General features: G+C 60.0%; 12 protein-coding genes and 2 tRNA genes. 10 read left to right on the top strand and 4 right to left on the bottom strand.

Translation table 11 applies throughout. From position 1 onward, the window contains the following. The first annotated feature begins 50 nt into the window (after positions 1 to 50). The 5 genes from ACZ5OO_RS03715 to ACZ5OO_RS03735 all read left to right on the top strand — a co-directional run bounded on the left by ACZ5OO_RS03715 (position 51) and on the right by ACZ5OO_RS03735 (position 6,595). Positions 51 to 2,636: an ABC transporter substrate-binding protein gene (locus ACZ5OO_RS03715; protein WP_464078513.1), complete on the top strand. Its 2,586-nt coding sequence runs from the start codon at positions 51 to 53 to the stop codon at positions 2,634 to 2,636. Between the two features lie 41 nt (positions 2,637 to 2,677). After that, positions 2,678 to 2,753, top strand: a tRNA-Arg gene (locus tag ACZ5OO_RS03720). A 102-nt stretch (positions 2,754 to 2,855) separates the two neighbouring features. After that, complete coding sequence (locus ACZ5OO_RS03725) at positions 2,856 to 4,664, top strand: peptide-N4-asparagine amidase (protein ID WP_464078514.1); 1,809 nt, start codon at positions 2,856 to 2,858, stop codon at positions 4,662 to 4,664. 233 nt (positions 4,665 to 4,897) lie between these two features. Next, positions 4,898 to 4,976: transfer RNA gene (locus ACZ5OO_RS03730), tRNA-Gly, on the top strand. Between the two features lie 164 nt (positions 4,977 to 5,140). Next, positions 5,141 to 6,595: an APC family permease gene (locus tag ACZ5OO_RS03735; RefSeq protein ID WP_464078515.1), complete on the top strand. Its 1,455-nt coding sequence runs from the start codon at positions 5,141 to 5,143 to the stop codon at positions 6,593 to 6,595. 121 nt (positions 6,596 to 6,716) lie between these two features. On the opposite strand, the gene ACZ5OO_RS03740 is transcribed toward ACZ5OO_RS03735, so the two are convergent. Beyond that, positions 6,717 to 8,036: an MFS transporter gene (locus tag ACZ5OO_RS03740; RefSeq protein WP_464078516.1), complete on the bottom strand. Its 1,320-nt coding sequence runs from the start codon at positions 8,034 to 8,036 to the stop codon at positions 6,717 to 6,719. A 405-nt stretch (positions 8,037 to 8,441) separates the two neighbouring features. On the opposite strand from ACZ5OO_RS03740, the gene ACZ5OO_RS03745 reads away from it, so the two are divergent. Further along, on the top strand, positions 8,442 to 12,275 hold the full coding sequence (locus tag ACZ5OO_RS03745; RefSeq protein WP_464078517.1) for a protease pro-enzyme activation domain-containing protein: 3,834 nt from the start codon (positions 8,442 to 8,444) through the stop codon (positions 12,273 to 12,275). A 12-nt stretch (positions 12,276 to 12,287) separates the two neighbouring features. Here ACZ5OO_RS03745 and ACZ5OO_RS03750 read toward each other — a convergent pair whose 3' ends face one another. Then, positions 12,288 to 13,826, bottom strand: a complete 1,539-nt coding sequence (locus tag ACZ5OO_RS03750) for an ABC transporter substrate-binding protein (RefSeq protein WP_464078518.1) — start codon at positions 13,824 to 13,826, stop codon at positions 12,288 to 12,290. Between the two features lie 134 nt (positions 13,827 to 13,960). On the opposite strand from ACZ5OO_RS03750, the gene ACZ5OO_RS03755 reads away from it, so the two are divergent. After that, positions 13,961 to 15,400: an ABC transporter substrate-binding protein gene (locus ACZ5OO_RS03755; protein WP_464078519.1), complete on the top strand. Its 1,440-nt coding sequence runs from the start codon at positions 13,961 to 13,963 to the stop codon at positions 15,398 to 15,400. Between the two features lie 768 nt (positions 15,401 to 16,168). On the opposite strand, the gene gapN is transcribed toward ACZ5OO_RS03755, so the two are convergent. Further along, positions 16,169 to 17,701, bottom strand: coding sequence for an NADP-dependent glyceraldehyde-3-phosphate dehydrogenase (gene gapN / locus ACZ5OO_RS03760; RefSeq protein WP_464078552.1), 1,533 nt, complete (start codon positions 17,699 to 17,701; stop codon positions 16,169 to 16,171). Between the two features lie 149 nt (positions 17,702 to 17,850). Here gapN and ACZ5OO_RS03765 point away from each other — a divergent pair, with 149 nt between their 5' ends. Together ACZ5OO_RS03765 and ACZ5OO_RS03770 are read left to right on the top strand one after the other, a co-directional pair. Next, positions 17,851 to 18,207, top strand: a complete 357-nt coding sequence (locus tag ACZ5OO_RS03765; RefSeq protein WP_013267341.1) for a hypothetical protein — start codon at positions 17,851 to 17,853, stop codon at positions 18,205 to 18,207. Between the two features lie 87 nt (positions 18,208 to 18,294). After that, positions 18,295 to 18,750 carry an NUDIX hydrolase gene (locus tag ACZ5OO_RS03770; RefSeq protein ID WP_464078520.1) on the top strand — a complete coding sequence of 152 codons (456 nt, stop codon included), beginning with the start codon at positions 18,295 to 18,297 and terminating at the stop codon, positions 18,748 to 18,750. On the opposite strand, the gene ACZ5OO_RS03775 is transcribed toward ACZ5OO_RS03770, so the two are convergent. Further along, positions 18,716 to 19,780: an FAD-dependent oxidoreductase gene (locus tag ACZ5OO_RS03775; protein WP_048812896.1), complete on the bottom strand. Its 1,065-nt coding sequence runs from the start codon at positions 19,778 to 19,780 to the stop codon at positions 18,716 to 18,718. The two genes, ACZ5OO_RS03770 and ACZ5OO_RS03775, sit on opposite strands and share 35 nt — an antisense overlap. Positions 19,781 to 19,852: 72 nt before the next feature. On the opposite strand from ACZ5OO_RS03775, the gene ACZ5OO_RS03780 reads away from it, so the two are divergent. Beyond that, positions 19,853 to 20,197, top strand: coding sequence for a hypothetical protein (locus ACZ5OO_RS03780; protein WP_013267344.1), 345 nt, complete (start codon positions 19,853 to 19,855; stop codon positions 20,195 to 20,197). Positions 20,198 to 20,203: the final 6 nt, after the last annotated feature.

Consider the following 20,203-nt stretch of genomic DNA (forward strand, 5'->3'; position numbering starts at 1 on the left):
CAGCCCTGAGCTCCTACACGGCAATAGCCGGGCAGCCCCTTTACATAACCGTGACCTCGTACTCGCCGTCGCCCGGCCAGTACGTTATCATCTACACAGGAGACGGCAGCGACGTGAACTCAACTGCGGGCTCCGCGCAGGTCACGTATGCCTACCCAGGCCACTACCTGGTGTACTACGCCATATATAAGAACGGCCAGCTCGTGGGCAGCTCCCAGGGCAACCTGCTGGAGGTCCTCGTGGCCCCGCCGCAGTTCAACGAGAGCTACGCCCAGCTCATAACAGTGCCCGTCATAGCCCCCTCGGCCCAGGTCATCAACGTAAGCCAGCCCGTCAACCTCTCGGCGGGCTTCCTGCAGCCGCCCTCGGGCACCAACATGACCATAGAGGAGTACGTCTGGAACCTCGGCAACGGCACGACGATAACTATACCTTCAGTCAACGGCACGGGCTACGCCGAGCAGGTGGCCCTCACGGGCTCAGGGAACGTGACCTACCTGGAGCCAAAGGAGAACCCGGTGACAGTCAAGTACACAAAGCCGGGCCTCTACACGGTGTGTCTCACAGTAGTTACGGAGAACGCGAGCAGCGGGGCCACGTATAACTACACCTCGTGCTACACGTTGGCCGTGAGCTCGTCCAAGGAGAGGTTCTCAATATTCGCGCCGCAGCTCTCGGTCCCCAACCCCGGCACCATTGTGGTTGCCGAGAACGTGCCAGGAGGGCCCTTCAGCTTCGACCCGGCAATAGACTACGAGACCGTGGGCTTTGAGGTCATAGACAACATATTCGCGTCCCTGCTGATATACGACGGCCCGTACACTACCAAGTTCATACCCATGGCTGCTGAGTACATACCTACCGTGGGCAACTGGTCAAACGTGACCGCCAGGCACCTCTACGGGGCCATATCGCCGAACTACACTGTTTACGTTTTCAAGGTCAGGCCAGGCCTCAGGGCCGCCAACGGCGACCCGATAACTGCCTATGACGTGTGGTACAGCCTTGTCAGGGACATACTGCTGGCCGGAGGTGTGCCCTCCACGAGGGGCTGGATCCTGGCTCAGTACCTCATACCGAACTACACGCCGTTCACCTTCGTGGTGACCTCCCCCAACGACACCCAGGGGGCAGAGGAGATCGTGAACGCCATAACCTACGACAACGCCACCGACACCGTGACGTTCCACCTGGTGAGGCCCGTGGCCCCTCAGGTGTTCTTCACAGCACTGGCCGAAGGCTGGGGGCCTGGGATACTTGACGCCAAGTGGCTTGAGGAGGTGGGGGACGGTATAAACTTCACTGGGCTCTACGACCACAACATGACCCAGCTGGCGGAGGCCTTCTACAGCTACGAGCAGACGGCCAACGAGTGGGACTATAACGAGGAGGTCAGGTGGGATCCCATGGCTACAGGGCCCTACTACATAGCTGCCTACACGCCGGGCCAGAGCATAGTGCTCAAGCCAAACCCATACTGGCCGACCAACATAACTGATATACCGAGGCCCAACGACACCGTAATCATAGAGTGGGTCAAGGACCCGACAACCGCTTACGAGCTCTTCGCCTCAGGCCAGGCCGACATAGTCACGAACCTGCCGAACAGCTTCATGCCGAGCATAGAGCAGCTGGAGAGCGAGGGCGAGGCGAGGGTTTACGAGTTCCCGAGCCTCCTTGAGGAGTTCTTCGGCTTTAACCTTAACATAACCGAGTCCCTGCTCTCCCAGCTCAACCCTGCCTACCACATACCGGGCTGGTACTTAGCCAACCCGCTCGTCAGGGAGGCCTTCGCCTACGCCTTCAACTACACCGAGTACATAGACGACATAGTTGGCAACGTGAAGTATCACTTCAACTTCGGCAGTCTTTACTGCGGAGCTATAATCAAGGGACTAGATATATACATACCCCCCTCCGAGCTCACGGGCTGCCCAACGTTCAACCTCACATACGCTAAGCAGCTGCTGGAGGAGAGCGGGTTCTACAACATAAGCGTCTACTTCCCCATCGTGATATCAAGCGGCGACACCACCGACTACACCGCCGCCCAGATGTGGGCCGCGGCCCTACACAACATAGACCCGAACATAGTGGCCCAGCCCCTCTACCTCCCGTGGCCCACAATGCTCTCCTACTGGGTGCCTGGCATGAACCCTATGGCTATATGGAACAGCGGCTACGTGGCCGACTACCCGCTGGCCTCGGACATGATGAACGCCCAGTACACGGGCACCGTGTGGGTGGAGCCTGACGGCTGGAACGCGACCTACCTCGAGAACCTCAGCGCGTACTTCAACCAGTCAAGGGTAAGCTACCCGGGGCTGAGCCCGAGCGTCGAGCCTGAGATAGGCAGGTGGCTCTGGCAGGAGGCAGTGGAGTACCAGGAGCTCCAGAACCTCATAGCGGAGGCTGACAGCGTCGAGCTGACGAACTCCACGGCGGCTTTGCCGCTCTTTAAGCATTCTGAGGACCTGGCCATAGAGCTCTATATGTACGTCTACACGATACAGCCCAACGCATACTGGATAGTGAAGCCATACATAACGGGCTACATGGGCTCTGTCGCATGGGAGGAGAACCCCATGATAGGCGGCGGAGGGGACGCCATATACTGGTGGTGGGTCAAGGCCTAGGCGGGGCCCATGTTTTATAGGCCAGAGGGCCCCCAGTTCCTGGGCCCGTGGCGCAGCCAGGATCAGCGCGCCAGCCTCCGGAGCTGGTGGTCCCGGGTTCAAATCCCGGCGGGCCCGCTGTTTAGTCATTATCGGTAAAGTAAGCGCCCGTAACTTTGTAACATAAAATATATTTTCCCTCCAGAGTTACACACTTGCAGAGGCTAAGTGGTGGACATTATGAGGTCTTCAATCCCCGCGCTCGTGGCTGTCCTGCTGGCCGTCCTGCTTATGGCCCCCATGGCAGGCGCCGTGTCTTCCCCCAGGGCTTACCCGCAGCTGCCAGCCGCCCACGAGGCCGCGCCATACCCAGGCCCCCTTAACTTAGCTGCTAGGGACCTGGGGGTCGCGGGCAACCATGACGGCTACTACTCCTTCCAGGCCTTCAGGTACGTGCCGCCCAACGAGACGCCCACTGTCATATGGATAGGCAAGAACGTGGTCTTCAACCACACTGGCCTGCCCTACAACGCCACGGTCTACATACCTCCTGGGAACTACAGCCTGATACTGCTCAACATGTCAATAAGGGAGCTTGGGGGCACTCAGTATGACACGGTAGCGTACGTCTTCGCCAACGGGACCCCGCTGCTCTGGGGCTCTACTCAGGAGATACTGAACTCCACTACAACGGTTGACGTGACGCTTTTCGAGAACCTGCTCAGGGGTCCCGTGAGGTTCCAGTTCATGGTGCCCAACGGCTACGCCCCCTCCATAGGGATAACGGGCTACTACGTGGCCAACGTCAGCCTGCTGCTCTACAAGGGGAGCCCGCCGCCCGGCCTGCCGAACTACTTCATACCGCTCTTCGTGAACAAGCTTGGCTACTCTATGACGCCTTCAATAAACGCGTACAATGACTACGTTGAGCAGCAGGTGACGATACCCAACGGCACCTACAGGGCGTGGTTGATACTCTACACCAAGGGCAACGCCTATGACGAGTTCTGGTACACCAACATACCAGCGGTCAGGTACGTCAAGGTCTACTACAACGGTCACCTGGCAGGCGTGGTGAACCCGTTCGAGACCATCTACACTGGCGGCATAGACCTGTTCTGGTGGAAGCCTGTGCCCTCAATAAACACGCTCTCGTTCCACATGCCTGACATAGTTGACCTAACCCCGCTGCTGGCCTACGGGCTCAACGCGACGTTAGCGATACACATAGCTGACCTGCTGGCCTCCTCAGAGGCCCTGGGCGTGCCGGGCACCGAGTTCAACTGGAACCTCGGGGGCGTGCTGCTGCTCTGGGTCAACAGCAGCAACCCGCTCGTTGGAGCCAAGGTGATAACTGGCCAGGCCTCGTACCACGACTCGGGCCCGCTCATAATGAACCAAGGCGTTGCCGGCCTCTACTTCCAGGAGGGGGCCAGCTACTTCATAAACTACACGTCCCTGCTTGAGTTCGAGCACGGCCAGGAGGTCGTGAGCAGCCAGCAGGAGGGGGTGGCCACAGTGGACCAGGCGTACAACTACGCCGGCACGTTTGCCTACAACTACCTTGACGAGGACTTCACCGTGAGCTCGTGGGCCCAGGGCTACGGGCCCTACAGGCTGTGGGTGAGCGCCAACTGGCCCGTGACCCTCTACTACGACTTCGTGGCGATACCCATAACCCCGCCGACGAGGTTCCCGTACAACGCGACCTTCCTGCAGAACGGGAGCATAGCCCTAGCGCCAACCTACGCTTTAAGCTACGCCTGGCCAGGCTATAACTTCACCGAGAGCCTCAACTACGACCTCAGCGCCGTGGGAGGCTTCGCGGGCATACTGGAGTTCATAAACCCGACGGGCGCGGTCATAATTGGGCTGACGTCGAACAACGCGCTGACCCAGAAGTCCTTAACGGCTGAGGTGCTGGTGAACGGCAGGGGCTTCGAGGAGAACGCCTACCTTGAGGGCTTCCAGAACAGCACCGTTAACACGGCAGGCTACCTAATGGCGAACCAGTTCAGCTACCAGCTCATAAACGGGGGCCTCCAGTAAGGGGTCGGTTCCAGCTAACTCTTAATTTCATTTTTATCTTTTATCTTATCTTGAAGTTTCCTCCGCGCTAACGATGAGGCCTCAGGCCGTGAAGCCTCGTCACAGTTCTCGCGGTTGGGCTCCGTGGGAACGTTTGTCCTCATCGGCCTGGGCTAAGGTAGGTCCCAGGGCTAATAAGCTCAAGCCGAGGCGGCCTTAAACTTAAAACTCCAAGCACCTGGAACCAGCAAGGTGCGGCGGTAGTCTAGCCTGGACTAGGACGTCGGCCCTCCAAGCCGAAGGTCCCGGGTTCAAATCCCGGCCGCCGCACCACTTCTTGGAGTTGCACACCTATGAGCCACGGCTTTAATTAGCGTTGGACTGCGACAGTGACAGCTGTCAAGCGAGGCCTAAGGGCTGAAAGGCCCGTCTGGCGACATCATCTAAGGAAAGGCCTTTAGACTTTGCCCCGCCCCCTGCGCAGAGGGTGGGCTTCTGTGGGATCCCAACTTAGGAGGGGCTCCATGCCTTTTTACGCCATGGTTGCTGCCGTGGTCGCCGGAGTCCTTCCAATCATAGGCCCCATAGAGGTCACGGCGTTCATAAGCGACTCAGGACCCGCCGCCATATGGCCTGTTATTATAGGTTACGTGCTCTTCGTGCTGGTCTCCCTTCCAATACTGGAGTACACCAGGATAGTGTCATTTGCCGGCGGCTACTACGGCCTGGCCGAGCTGGGCTTCGGCAAGGGCGCCGGCAAGTTCACGGCCCTGGGCAACTACTTCTTCTACAACTGGTGGCAGGCCGCCAACGCGTTCTTCATAGGCTGGCTGCTCGTTGACACCGTTTACTACGCATACCACGTCATGCTGCCCATCTGGGCCTGGCTGCTCGCCAGCGTGGCCACGCTTGTGGTGACCTATGCAATGTCGGTACAGCCAGCCAGGAGGCTTGGCATAGCCATAACTGCAGCCGTGCTTACAACGCTTGTGATTGTGGTGGCCTTCACGGCGGCCGTGATAGCCAGGAGCCCGTACAACTCGGCCTACTACCTCAACCCTGCCAACAGCGCAGGCGGCCTCAGGGGCCTCATGCTGGCCACCGCCGTAGTGGGCTTCTTCACCTTCGCTGGCTACGGCACGGCCCTCTTCTACTCCGAGGAGGGTGTCAACCCGACCAGGGACGTCTGGAAGGCAATATACGTGGGGCTCACCGTGTCTGCCGTGGCCATAGCCCTGGCGGCCTACTCGGAGCTGGTGGCCGTCCCCAGGAGCGAGCTGTCCCAGGTGACGTCCTCGGCCCTGCCCCAGCTGGTGGCCTGGTCAAGGTACTTCCCCCTCAGCGCCCTGGTGGGGCTTAACTTCCTCATACTCGTGGTCTCCCTGATAGCCTTCGGCGCGGGAGGGGGGTCGCAGGCCAGGCTCCTCTGGGCCATGGCCAGGGATAACTTCATATCAAGCGGCTGGCTTAAGGAGCTCAACAGGCACGGCGTTCCAGCGAACGCGGCCCTCCTAGACTTCGCGCTGGCCCTCGCAACGACCCTTGCGGTGGCGGCCTCCCTGGTCAAGGTCTACGGGTACAACCCCAACACGGTGGCCGTGGCCTGGTATGTCATGGGCACCGCGTCAAGCATAACGTGGTACTTCCACCACTTCGTGCCCGAGTTCGGCCTCTTCCCGTACGTGAGGAGGCACCCTGAGCTGGGGTTCTCAAAGCTTAGGCTCGCGGTCTCAGGCCTGGCCTTCCCAGTGCTTGGCACCGCGCTCTTCGTCTACACCTTCTACGAGGGCGTCGTGAGCGACCTTGTGGAGCCTTACTTTGCCTTCATGGTGACGTCGCTGCTGGTGGTTGTTGGCATCGCAGCCTACACGGCGTACAGAGCCTCCAAGGGGGCCCTCGGCGAGAGCGTCGTGAGCTACATGGCTGTCGAGGCTGGGAGGTCCAAGGAGTGAGGTAAGCAGCCCAGAGCCTGCCCGGGCCCTTGAAGGCCTCCCCTAGAGGCTCACAGGCTTAGTTTTTGTGCTTTGAGCTTCGCGCTGCGGTTCAGCGTGACGCCCTCCTCAGGGAACAGCGTTACAGAGGCGCGGCTGGCCTGGGTGAGGACACGCTCTCGAGCAGGGCCCTCCTGGTGTCGTAGCCCCTGAGCCTCCAGAGCACCGAGGTCGCGGCCCCAACGCCCCAGAGGGCTATGTTAAAGAGCACGAACTGCCACTCGCTCCAGCTGCTGGTGACGTAGAGGGACACGTCGTAGGAGGCTATGGGCACTGCCCTCACCAGGCCTATCATGGTCGCCCTAATGTGCGTCGGGAAGAGCACCGGCTCATAGATCGTCCTGACTGCCCACGCGAGCTCGCTGAAGACCATGTTTAGGAAGAGCAGCGGGTAGAAGAGGGAGAGGAACCCCTGGGAGCCAAGGTAGCGGAGCGCCAAAGCTATTGGTATCATTGAGAGGAAGCCGCCTACGTAGGCAAGTAACGTGAAGTTCCTGGTGTCCATGATGTCAGGCAGGAAGGCCGCCGGCACCCCCGCTATGGAAGCGCCCAGGAGGGCCACCAGCTGTATGAAGTACACCGTGGCGCCGCTGTAGTAGAAGTAGGCTATGGTGAACGCCATGAGGCCGAACGTTAAGTACTGGGAGAGGCCGAGCAGCGCAAGGAAGGCGTACCTGCCGCCTATGCCAACTGTCGGGCTCACGCTTGACACCTGCTCGCTGGGCCGCGAGACCAGGGCCGAGGCCTCCCTTGAGGCCCTATCGCTCATCCCCTTAGTCATGAGCCACCTGACGGACTCCGGCATCGTCGCCCTCACAGCGAAGGTGACAGCCAGCGCGACGGCCGTGGCTACCAGCAGCGCAAGGGCGGCGTAGAGGTAGGAGTTAGTGCTAGTATACGTAAGGTACAGCACGGCTGCCCCCACGGCGCCCCCTATGTTGTTAAAGTTGGGCGAGAGCACGAGCACCCTGTTCCTGTACTTGGCCGGCGTGTTCTCAGCGAGGAACGCGAGCGACACGGGCACGTCGCCCTCTATGCCAATTTTCATTACGGCCGCCCCGGCGAGGCCAGCGAGGACAGCGATAAGCCCCCTGCCGGCCGTGATCATGAGGTCGAGGCCAAGAACTAGGAGGCCGACGCCTATCAGGGACATGGTGACGTAGAAGGCCCCCTTCCTGGCGAGCGTGGTGTCCGAGAGCCTGCCTATGGCTATGTCACCTATGAAGTCAAACGCGTAGAAGGCTATGAGGAAGGCCAGGCTCCTGTGAAACGCAAAGTACCCCGCGGGGCCTATCATGGCCTCAAGGCCCCATATGAACATGCCGAGGCTCGTTGACGTGAATATTAGCCCGTGGGCCGAGGTCCACCTTGAGCTGTCGAGCCGACGGGCCAGCTCCTCCAAGCCCTACACCGCGTTGTTACTACTGGGGGTGGTAAAATGCCTTTCCTACATAGGTTGGGCTGATGTAGAAAGGTGCGAGGAAGAGTCCCCTAAAAAGGCCTACCACTGGGGCGGCAGGAAGGCCTGAGCCACTAACATGGCCTCACAGGGAGGCATGGGGGAGTAGACCTCAGGCGACTGCCTCCTCTTGGACTTCCTCAGCAGGCTCACTTGCTATCACCTCTTTTTGCCTTAGTTATTAGTATAGGATAGCGGGCGAAGTTTTTAAACAGTAACACTTATCGCGCCGGGTCTATCCCAGCTCAGTGGGAATTAAATGAGGCGGCGGTCCTGCACATCGCTCCGGCCCTCCGGCCTTGTTCAATGAATATTAACGCCTCCAACGGCCAGCTACTGGGTGGCCGCTTGAAGGGACTCCTGGGCCTCCTGCTGGTGTCCGTCATCCTGATAGCGATGGTATCGCCTGCAGAGGCGGAGGCCATGGGGATTAGGCTGCAGCAGTCGCCACAGAGGCTCGGCGAGCCGCTGCCGGGCTTCAGGCTGGTAGGCCAGGCGCCTCCGCAGTCGCAGGTAGTTGGCGTCCTCTACGTGCCTCTGAGGGACGTGCCCCTCATATTCTACTACGCCCAGGCCGTCAGCGACCCCGGCTCGCCCCTCTACCACAAGTTCCTGACGCCCTCGCAGGTTGCCAGCATGTTCTACCCCGAGGCCGAGGTGTCCAAGGCCATAAGCTACCTCAGGTCCCACGGCCTGAGGGTGATAGCGGTTGCAGGGTCAATGATTGCCTTCAGCGGCCCGGCCTCAGCCGTTGAGGGTGCCCTGGGGGTCTCAATAGGGGTCTTCAGCAACGGCACCTCAAGCTACTACGCCGTCACAGGCTACAGGGGCAACCCGCTGGGCCTAGTGCCCTACGTCTCAAACGTCACGGGCCTCGTTTTCAGGCCGCTGCTATCGCTCGCCTCATTCACGCCAATTAAGGGCCAGGAGGTGTACGTGACCACCGAGGCCTACCCCCTGACCAAGGTGGCCCTCGCCTATAACGTGACGCCGCTCTACTCCAGGGGCTACACGGGACAGGGGGTAAACGTTGGAATTGTCGACCTCTATGGCGACCCTGAGATCTACCAGGTAATGTCTTATTACGATAAGGCGTTCGGCCTCCCGCCGGTCAACCTCACGGTCGTCCCCATAGGCCCATATAACCCTAACCTGGGCGTGCTGACGGGCTGGGACGTGGAGATAGACCTGGACGTGGAGGCAGTGCACTCGATTGCGCCGAGGGCCCACATATACCTTTACATAGCGGCTGGCTACCTGCCGCTCTCCGCAGTGATAGCCTACATAGACCAGCACGACAACGTCTCAATAGTGAGCCAGAGCTTCGGCATACCGGAGTCCATGTTCTCTAACATGGGGGCGCCATTCTACTACTACAACGTCTACCTGAGCGACGTCTACTACGCCCTCGGCGCGGCGGAGGGCATAACATTCCTGGCCGCCAGCGGCGACGGCGGGGGCATGGGCTACAGCGCTGGGCCCGTGGGGGACGTCAACTACCCTGCCTCCTCGCCCTGGGTGCTGGCCGTGGGGGGCACAACGACGTACCTGGACTTTTACCCCAACGGCAGCGTGAGCTCCTATTACAGCACTGCCTGGTCCTCGGCGGGCTTCGTGCCGTACATGCAGAACGTGGGCGGCTCCACGGGCGGCTACAGCGCCTATGAGCCCATGCCGTGGTGGCAGGAGGGGGTAGCTCCGAGGCCTCCCGATGGCTTCCCGCACGGCAGGGCCGTGCCGGACGTCTCGGCCAACGCAAACATATTCCCAGGCGTCTATGAGGTGACATACAATAACGTAACTATAGTCGAGGGAGGCACTAGCGAGGCGTCGCCCCTGACGGCCGGCCTCCTGGCCCTGGTCGAGGGCTACGTGGGCCACGGGCTCGGCCTCATAGCGCCAACGCTCTACGCGATGTACAGGGCCTACCCAGCAGCCATAGATAGGGTCACCTTCGGCTACAACATACCGTGGAGGGCCGGGGGCAACTACAGCCTCGTCACGGGCCTAGGCACTATAAACGCTGGCCAGCTGGCCTTCGCGTTGAGCAACAAATACATAATGGACAGGGTCAAGTCGATGCTCCCGTCCCTCTCAGTTAAGGTCAACGTCATCGGCGCGCCGAGCGACCTGGAGCTGGTGCCGGGGCACAGGGTGACGGTCGTAGCTAACATAACATACCCTGATGGTGCCCCTGTGGCCTTCGGCAGCTTCCAGGTGACTCTGGAGACAGCCCAGGGGGTCGGGCTCACGCAAAGCATGACGTTCAACGGCACCGTCTGGGAGGCGGAGGTGACAGTGCCGGCCAATGTCTCAGGCCCCACGCTAATAGTTGTGGGCGGCTCCTCGGGGGGCCTCAGGGGCGAGTCGTTCGTCGAGGGCTTCATAGGCTACTTTGCGTCGTTCACATACCCCACCGCCGCGTACCCGTGGGACCCCTCGCTTGGGCTCCCGGTGGAGGTCAACCTGACGTACGTTAACGGGACGCCGGGGCCCCAGATAACCTATAACGTGTCGCTGCTGTACTATAATTACGTCACGAACTCCTACTCGGTTTACAACAGCACTGTAATTGTGGTTCAGGGCAACTTCGCCCAGGGCGTGGTGGCGTTCCGCGCTCCCTACGGCTACGTGCTCATGGAGGCTAGGCCGCCGGCCTTCGGCGTGGTGCCGATGTTCTTCGGGGACAGCCTGCAGGACACGGTTGTCCTCGGCGAGAGCGCCATGATGCCTGGCACAGTTGAGCCAGGCCAGGATATAGTTGTCATGGGCTACGTGCTCCCGCCCGTTGAGACCCAGGCCTACACCTCCTACAGCACGGGCCAGTCCCTCTTCGACACCATAGCGTTGGGCAGCAACGTCACTGTGACCCTTGAGTACCTCAACGGGACGCCCGTGGCCTCCTCCCAGGCGTTCTACGACCCGGCCCTGGGCTACTACCTGGGTACCCTGAAGGTGCCGCAGCTGAGGCCTGGCCTCTACTGGGTGCTGCTCAACGCCTCCTACAACTCCACCACGCTGGGCGGCCTCGTGGAGGGCTACGGTGTCGACATGATATATGTGGGGCAGCCGCTCAATGTCAGGGCCTGGGCCGCGCCTAGTGAGCCGGCCGAGGGGCAGGGGGTGACCATTTACGCGGACGTCACCTACCAGAACGGCACCCCCGTCAGGTACGGCCTCTTCTCGGCAGTCCTGGTGCCCAAGGCAGATGCCAGCGCCTACTGGCAGCTTGACGGCGGGCTGCAGGCCACAGTAATGCTTTACTACAACTCGACCCTCGGCCTGTGGGTCGGCAGCGCCGTCATGCCATCACTTTACTCGCAGGGGAGCACGGGGCTCTCGGGCCTCTACCTCGGAGAGCCCTGGGTCGCCGTCATCACGGGGGCGTCGTTTAACGGCATGCCTGCCAGGCCAGCGGTAAACGTAACTATAATGGAGACCAAGTACGCCTACTACGCCAACGAGACCCTCGGGCCCGGCAGCTTCTACCCCTATGACGACCTCTTCTATGACGTTAACATAACTGGCTACAGCGGCCCCATAGAGGACTCCATCCTCAACGGCACGGTCTACATAGTGGACAGCAACGTGACCCTGGTAAACGTGAGGTCCCTGGGCCGGCTCTACTTGGTCAACAGCACAGCGAGGCTGATGGGGTCTCAGCTCAGCTACCTGGGCGTGAGGGGCGGCACGGTGTACCTCTACGCCTCAGACGTGGTTAACAGGTTAAGCTCCAACGGCACTGTCAGCTACGTGCTGCCCAGCAGGCTGATGAACATAATAGAGCTTGACACCAACACTGCAATAGCCAACCTCAGCAGGCAGCTGAGGTCCATCTATTACTACCTGAACTCAAGGATATCCAGCCTCAACCAGACCGCTGAGGGCCTAGGCCTCTCGCTGAGGGAGCTGAACAGCACCGTGGCGCTGTTAAGCGGTGACGTAGCCAGGCAGTCCGAGGAGCTGAGCTCTAACGTCACCCAGCTGAGCCTCCAGCTTCACTTCCTTGGCCAGGAGGTCAACGCCGCGAGCTCCGCGGCCCTCGAGGCACAGGCCAGCTCCCAGAGGGCCCTGAGGGAGGCAGGCCTTTACATGGACGCTATGGTGGTCAGCGCGGCCTCGGCTATAATCTCAGTGGCGGCGCTGGTAAGTGCGACAAGAAAAAGCAAGAGGGGTTCCTAGCGGAGGGAACCGTCAGAGCCTCCTCGGCTCGAAGGGAGCAACTATATAGTAGGGCTCAGGGGCCGCCGCCGTGGTAGTGGTCGTGCTGGTGGTGTAGGCCTCCATGTCCTGGACCCACGCCGCGGCGGCCTGCTGCAGCGCCTGGGAGGCGTTTGTTATCTGCCCCTCAAGGTAGCCGAGCACCTCCTTCTCAAGGGCCGGCTCAAGGGCGGTGGTGCTTATCGAGACCGCAGGTATGGCGGCGTAAGCGTGCTCCGCCGCGTAGTAGGTGGCGTTTATCCACTCCCTCTCATATGCTGGGAGCGAGCTGTTCTCGAGCAGCAAGTGGTAGGCCTCCTTCGATATTGGGAAGTTGGTCATGTTGTAAAACGAGGCCACCTGCAGCTGCGGGCTTGCTATGAAGCTCAGGAACTCCAGCGCCGCTGCCTTGTGCTGCGAGTACTTGCTGACGCCGAAGAACGTGGCGCCGCCGAGGGCGTAGCCTCCAGGCGCGGGGGCAAGCCTTATCTCGGACAGGTTGTTCTTGTTGGTGAAGTAGGAGAGCTGTATCGCGAATATGAAGCCTCCTGGGGCGTAGTTGGGCTCCTCCAGCAGGGGCACTATGTTATCATAGGACACCAGGAGCTGGGTGGGCGGCGGCATGTAGCTGACGAGCTGCCTCTGGACCTCTAGGGCCTCAACGCCTGCAGTGCTGTTGAACGCGGGCGGCGGGAAGCTGTGGTTCCACCAGCTCGGCACGCACCCCATGAACAGGTCGCCGTAGAGGGGCATCATTCCCATGACGTTGCCACAGCTCAGGCTGCTGTTGTGCATGTAGTACCACTCGAAGACGAGGGCGTATGCCTCATAGAGGTCTAGGTCGCCCGGCTGGTCCCAGAGCAGTATACCGTACTTTGTTATGTTGTGGCTCACGAAGAACTTGTCAGCGTCGATAACCTGGCTCCAGTTGCTCCAGGTCCAGGGGTTGAGGCTGAAGCCGTACTCCTCCTGGAACTCGTGTTGCAGCGTGGCGTTGTCAAAGTAGTTGGCGTAGTAGGCCAACAGCATGACGCTGGTCCCCCTGGCCACGCCATAGGTCACGTTATCTATGGTGCCTCCCAGGGCCTGGACAGGGTAGATCAGGTCTGACTCGTTTATGTAGGTTGAGTTGAGCGGCACCAGGTAGGGTATGAACTCCATGGCGTTGGCGGGCGTGTAGGTTATGATGTCATACTTGCTCTCCCCGGCCTCCAGCTCGGTCAGCTCGTTGGTGACGTACTGCGTGAACGGGAACGCTATAACCTGCACCTGTATGTTAGGGTGCTCCTTCTCAAAGAGGCGCGCCGCGAAGTCCATGAAGCCCTGGCCCGAGGGGCCGGTGTAGGTGACCACCGTTATTGTGACCTGGGGGCCTGACGATGAAGTTGTTGCAGTAGAAGTTGACTGAGAGCTAGTGGAGGTAGTAGCTGTCGTTGTCCTGGGCCTTGAGTAGTATAGGAAGGCGCCGACGGCAGCGACTATAACCACAATAATTACGACCGCCGCGAGGGTCGCCCTGCTCAGGGAGTTCAAACTATCACCTACTTTCCCCGGCTGAAAGTGAAATAAAAGCTGTAGGGCCCTGGAGCGCCACCGAACATATATAGAGAACAGCCGTTTATGTAGGTTCAGTAGGTAACCTTTAAATAGAAGGGTACGACTTAAAAATGGTGGTTGCCCTGAACAGGGCCTCGATCTCAAGGGCTGTCCTAGGAGCAGTCATAGTAGTTGTTGTGGTTGTGGCGGCCCTCGGTGCCTACTACGCGGCCACGGCGACCAGGAGGCCTATTACCCTGACAGTGGTCACCTACAGCGGCGCCCCGGCCCAGCCGCTGCTCAGCCTTGCGGCCAGCTTGTTTGAGAAGGAGCACCCCGGCGTCAAGGTTGACGTGGTCACGTTCCCCTACAGTGAGTACATATCGAACGAGCTCTCGGTGCTTGAGGCCAAGAGCCCGGAGTACGACGTGGTCACCTACACTACGACTACCGTGGGCCAGGTGGCGCCTTACCTGCTGCCCCTGAACTCCTCAGTCATAAACGAGAGCGACATACTCCCGCCTGACCTGCACGCCGCGGGCCTCTACTACAACCCCCTGACAGGCAACACGACGTGGGTGGGCGTGCCCATACAGACCGACGGCATAGTCATACTTTACAACACCAGGTACTTCGACAACGCCACCCTGCAGCAGGAGTTCTACAACGAGTACCACGTGCAGCTGAACCCGGAGACCTGGGGCAACTGGAGCACCGTGCTTGACGTTGATAAGTTCTTCGTCAGCCACAACATAACCAAGTACGGAGTGCTGCTTTACACAGACCAGGCCGACCTGCCGGCGAACTCATTCATGGCGGTCTTCGGGTGGTACTACGTCAGGAACTCGAGCCTCAACTGCGGGAACCTGTTTGGAATGACAAGCTTTGGCACCATGTTCATGGGGTGCGTGCCGAGCTGGTGGGGCCACGGCTTCCCGCCGCCCGCCATAAACACCTCGGCCGGGGTGCAGGCGCTGGAGACGCTCAAGGAGCTCGTCAGCTACATGCCGCCGCCCACCCAGCTCCAGGTAACATTCTACAACTCGCTGCCCCTGATGCTCAGCGGCCAGGCTCCGGCCATAGCTGGCTACCTGGGCCAGCTGCCGAGCATAGCCAACAGCTCCAACGCGAGCTTGGTCGGGGTAGCCCCGCTGCCGGGGGACTCAATAAGGATAGGGCTGACTTACATAGGGGTGAGCAGGTACTCGCAGCACAAGCAGCTGGCCCTTGAGTTCCTCCAGCTCGTCGAGTCCCCGCAGTTCCAGGTGGAGGCGTTCCTCAGGACTTTCGTGTTCCCGTCAAGCAGGCAGGCGTATCAGATGATAATATCGAACACTTCCATACCGGCGTACCTGAGGCAGTGGGCCCAGGCAGCCCTCGCCGCAGCTGGGAAGACCGCATACGTGGCGCCTTACTTCCCTGCCATAACGTCGTCCGTGAACAGCCAGGTCGGCGAGTACCTCTTTAACTACATAGTTGGCACAACGCCCAGCGCGGAGCAGGCCCTCCAGCAGGCGGCGGCGACCCTGGCCAGGGCGATAGAGGTCTACTACAGCGGCAGCTCATCATAAACCAGCCTTGGGGTGAAGTTTTTAATATGAACGTAAAAGAGCTGCGAGTTAAAGTATCGCGAGCTTAAATCAACGGGGTATGTAAAGTATACTGCGTAACTACCATCATTTGTTAATGAGGACTCCTGCTAGTGCCCACTCTCCTGGGGCCGCTGCATCCCTGAAGCACACGGCCTCCCACGGCCCATATGGGACGCACTTAAGGGCAGCACCTGCGGGGGACCGTTAATTTAGGTTAACTTAAATATTTTGATAAAAATAAAAACGTAACTTAATGGTAGCCCTCCCAGGCGGCCCCTGGGGGATATCGGCTAAGCGTCAGGGCGGGCTTAAATAGTTCCAAGTGGACTCAGGGAGGCGGGGAGGTACACCCGGCCCCGCCACGTGAACTCATGGAGGGGCCAAGGCTCGGAATCCGCTCAATGGAATTGAAAGTTTATGTAGCCCCACAGGGGCGACGTGTTCGTTATGTTAATCAGTTGTTGGAACGGAATCCGCTCAATGGAATTGAAAGCCGCTGCTGCAAGCCCAGCACGCGCTGGCGCGCCAGGGAATCCGCTCAATGGAATTGAAAGTGTAATTCCTCAGGAAGGCTTTAACGGTGTTCCCTATACCGATAGAAAATCCATTCAATGGAATTGAAAGCTATACCTGCCAGGCTGAGGGAGATAAGCAAACTCACTGTCCGAGAATCCGTCCAAGGTGGGAGCTCAACGACAGGAATCCATCCGGTTTTAATTGAAAAGGGTTATTGAAATTAAAAGTCGCTCACAGGTAGTCCCAGACCCCCTTGCCCTTGTAGTTGTAGATTATGGACTTATACGCAGTGACGAAGTCTATCGTGTACCCTATGCCCTCCCTCCCTATGCCGGAGTCCTTCATGCCGCCGAAGGGGTAGTAGCCTATGCCGTGCTTCGGGTAGTCGTTTATGTAAACCGCCCCGACCTCGAGCAGCCTGGCGGCCTTCCTTATCTTGCTTACGTCGCTGCCGAATATGGCCGCGTCAAGGCCGTACCTCCTGCCGTTGGCTAAGGCTATGGCCTCGTCCAGGCTATTTACCTTGACTATGGCTGCCAGTGAGGCGAACACCTCCTTGTTGTACATGTAGAGGTCGGGCAGCCTGGAGGCCTCGACCTCTATCAGCGTCGGCTTAATGTAGTTCGGCCCCAGCTCCTCCACCTTCTCGCCCCCGTGGAGCACCTTGCCTCCCTTGGACACAGCGTCCTTGGTGGCCTCTATGACTTCGTCGGCCGTCCTCACGTCAATTAGCGGACCCATGTCGGTGCCCTCGTCCCTCGGGTCGCCGACCCTGACCTTGGAGAGCTGCTCGGTCACCTCCTCCTTGAGCTCGTCGTAGACCTCGGGCTCGGCCAGTATGTACTTTATGGAGTCGCACCTCTGGCCCGAGTAGCTTGTAATCCCAGTCACTATCTTAGATGTGGTCTGTTTTACGTCAGCGTCGCTTAGAACTATTGCGGGGTCCCCTCCCCCGAGCTCCATGACGTACTGCTTCACGCCCGCCTCCTTTATCACCTGCAGGCCCGTCTCTGTGCTGCCCGTGAACGACACCGCCGCAACCCTCCTGTCCGCCAGGACCTCGCCCATGTCCCTGCCCCTCATGGGGACCACCGCCAGCGCCTCCGGCGGGAAGCCGGAGTCCACCAGGGCCTTTGCAAGCGCCAGGGCCGGCAGCGGGTCGGCCTCAGCGGGCTTCACTATCACGGCGTTGCCGGCTATCGCGGAGTAGACTATCTTGTTCACCGCGTCAAAGAGCGGGTAGTTGAACGGAAGTATTGCAGCCACGACGCCCAGGGGCTCCTTCTTAACTATTGCCTCCGTCTCAAGCGTGTCAGCGGACCAGTCCCCGGGCACGAAGTCGCCGTATATCCTCCTGACGTCAAGCTTTGCCAGCCTCAGCCTCTCTATGCTCGCGGCCACCTCGCCCTCCGCCGCCTTCCTTGTCTTGCCCGCGTTTATCATTAGTATGTTCACCAGGTCCTCCTTCATCCTCTCCAGGGCGTCGGCCGTCCTCTCGAAGATCTCAACCCTCTCCTCGCCCGGCGTCTCCCTGATCTTCCTCCTGCCTATGGAGTAGACCCTCTCAAGGATCGAGAGGGCCGTCTGCACGGAGGGCCTGGCGGTAACCGCAACTGCGCCGAGGTCTATGGGCGACCTGACCTCAAGCCTGTCGCCCTCGAGGCTCCACTGGCCCGCGGCGAAGTAGGGGAAAGCCGGCACCTCCCCCTGCCTCACGAACCCCTTCACCGCCTCTGAGCTCAGGCTCAGCTCGGCCTTCCTCATGATCTCACTCATGATATATGTGCGGGGGAGAGGGTTTAAAAGAGTGTTAGTACTGTGACCCGCCTTAGGATGTGTATTAAAATTTATACATGCCAAGGCCCTGGGAAGGCGTTTATCCTTCCTGTAACACTGGGAACGTGTGACCAGGTATGTCCTTTGACGTAAGGCAGGTAGTAAGCATGAGTCCTGACGAGAGGGAGAGGTTCATGACGCAGGTCTTTAACCAGCTGATGGGCATGAGCAGGGAGCAGGTGGTGTCGACGCTGGTGGAGTTCATAAGGCAGCTGGCGGCCGTCGCCACGGACGAGCAGTACAAGGAGGTGTGCAAGACCAACGTAGGCATCATAGGGAAGCTGCCCGAGGACGTGGCCAAGCAGGTGGTCCAGATGAGGCTGGAGGCCCAGTCGAGGCTTCCCCCTGGACTGAAGGAGAGGGACCAGCGCCTGCTGATGCAGGCCATAAGCGAGAGCCCCTACGCTAACAAGGTCATGTCCTTGCTCAAGTGAGGCGACCCGCGTCCATTACCTTTCCTGATTTTTCTTTTGGGCTCTAGCCCCTTTAACCGGGGCCGGCAAGGCTTTCTGGGGGACGCCTTGAGGAAGTGCATAGTGGCCAGCGGGGTCCTCGTGGAGGACGGCAGGGTGCTCATGATATGGCACAAGAAGCTCGGCGTCTGGCTCTACCCGGGAGGGCACGTGGAGCCCAACGAGACCCCGAGGGAGGCCGTCGTGAGGGAGTTCAAGGAGGAGACGGGACTTGACGTGGAGGCCGTGGGCCCTGTCTACAACCTGGGCTCGGGCGAGGTCAGCGACGAGCCCATGCCCATGGCGATACTGCTTGAGACAGTGAGGTACCCCCAGGAGACGCACCTCCACTACGACCTGATATTCAGGGTCAGGAGAGTCGGAGGGGAGCTCAGGGAGGGCACGTGGATGACGCCCGAGGAGGTGGAGAGGTCAAGGACTTATGAGAACGTAAAAAGGATCGTGAGGCTCGCCGTGGCCCTGGACTCGGTCACCTCTGGCTCAGGTACTTCATTATCGCGTTAGCGGCGTCCATGCCGCTCTTGAGGGCCGGGCCCAGCTGGCTCGGCCCGTGGACCACGTCGCCGGCCGCGAAGACCCCCTTCCTGGAGGTCATCATGTCCTTGTCGACAACTATGGTGCCCCAGTCTGTCAGCTTTATGCCGCAGCACTCCTTCCCCTCGAACGGCGGGGTGGGCCTCTCGCCTATGGCCTCCAGCACGAAGTCAAAGTATGCGTCAAACTCGCTCCCAGGTATGGGCTCTGGCCTCGGCCTCTTCTCGCCCGGCGCCTGGACCAGCCTGTTCCTTATGATCCTTGCAATCCTTCTGCCGTTCTCCTCCCTGTAAGCTATGGGCACTGTTAGCTCCCAGATCTCGACGCCGGAGGCCTCTATGTTAGTCATCTCCATGGGGCCCATGGGGGCCTCGTTCCTGGTCCTCCTGTAGCTTAGCACTATCCTCCTCATCCTGTCCCTGTACTCTGGGTATGTCCTCGGCACGTAGGCCGCGTCCTCGGCAGTGTAACCTCCACCCACGACCAGCAGGTCGCCCTTGACGTCGGGCACTATGTCCCAGGGCCTGTAGCCGAACTTAGCCAGGTGGGTCGCAACGAGGAACTCCATCGCGGGGTACACCCAGGGCAGCTCCTCGCCGGGCACCTTTGACTTGTTGCTGGTCCACGTGCCCGTGGCTATCAGGACGGCGTCGTAGGACTTTATTATGTCCTCAAGGTCGACCACGTTCTTAGCCTTCACAAGCTCGTCCATCCTTTCAAGGTCCCTGTTGCCGACCTTGGTGTTGAGGACGAACTCCACGCCTGCGTCCATGAGCTCCCTGACCCCCTCCCTTATGGGGGGCTTCGGTATCCTGTCAACGTGAATGCCGAATATCAGCATGCCTCCCGGCTCGGGCAGCATGTCGTATACGGTGACGTCGTATCCCTTGCACTTAAGGACTCCGGCCGCCCCCAGGCCGGCGGTCCCAGCGCCTATGATGGCAACCTTCTTCCCGTTGCTCGGGGGCACCTGGTTGGGCTTACACCTCAGGAACTTCAAGCCGAGCACCCCTTGCTTCACACGTGTCAAAGAATTTATGCATTAAGAGGCCCAGGACATTGGTGCGGCGCCTTGCAGTGCGAGAGGGGGACTATCGGGGACTGCAGCGTCTCGTGGATTGTCTGCTCCTCAGGCCTCCCAGGGGCCATCGGGGAGGCGGCTAAACCTTTCAGGTACCTCAGGCCGGGCTCCCTGCTGCCCGCGGTCTCCCAGGACATGGAGTGGGCCTACTTCCTCTACTTCAACGAGGCCGGGGCGGGCTTCTACCTAGCCATGAGGAACGAGGACTTCAACAACCCCGCCTGCGCCCAGAGGGTCAAGGAGGAGCTCATGAACAGGGTCGACGAGGTCCTCGAGGGGGACCCGCACAAGGCCGTGGTTGAGTACATAATAACCAGTGTGATGTTTCCCCTCTAAGTACCT

This window comes from Acidilobus aceticus (assembly GCF_055392325.1).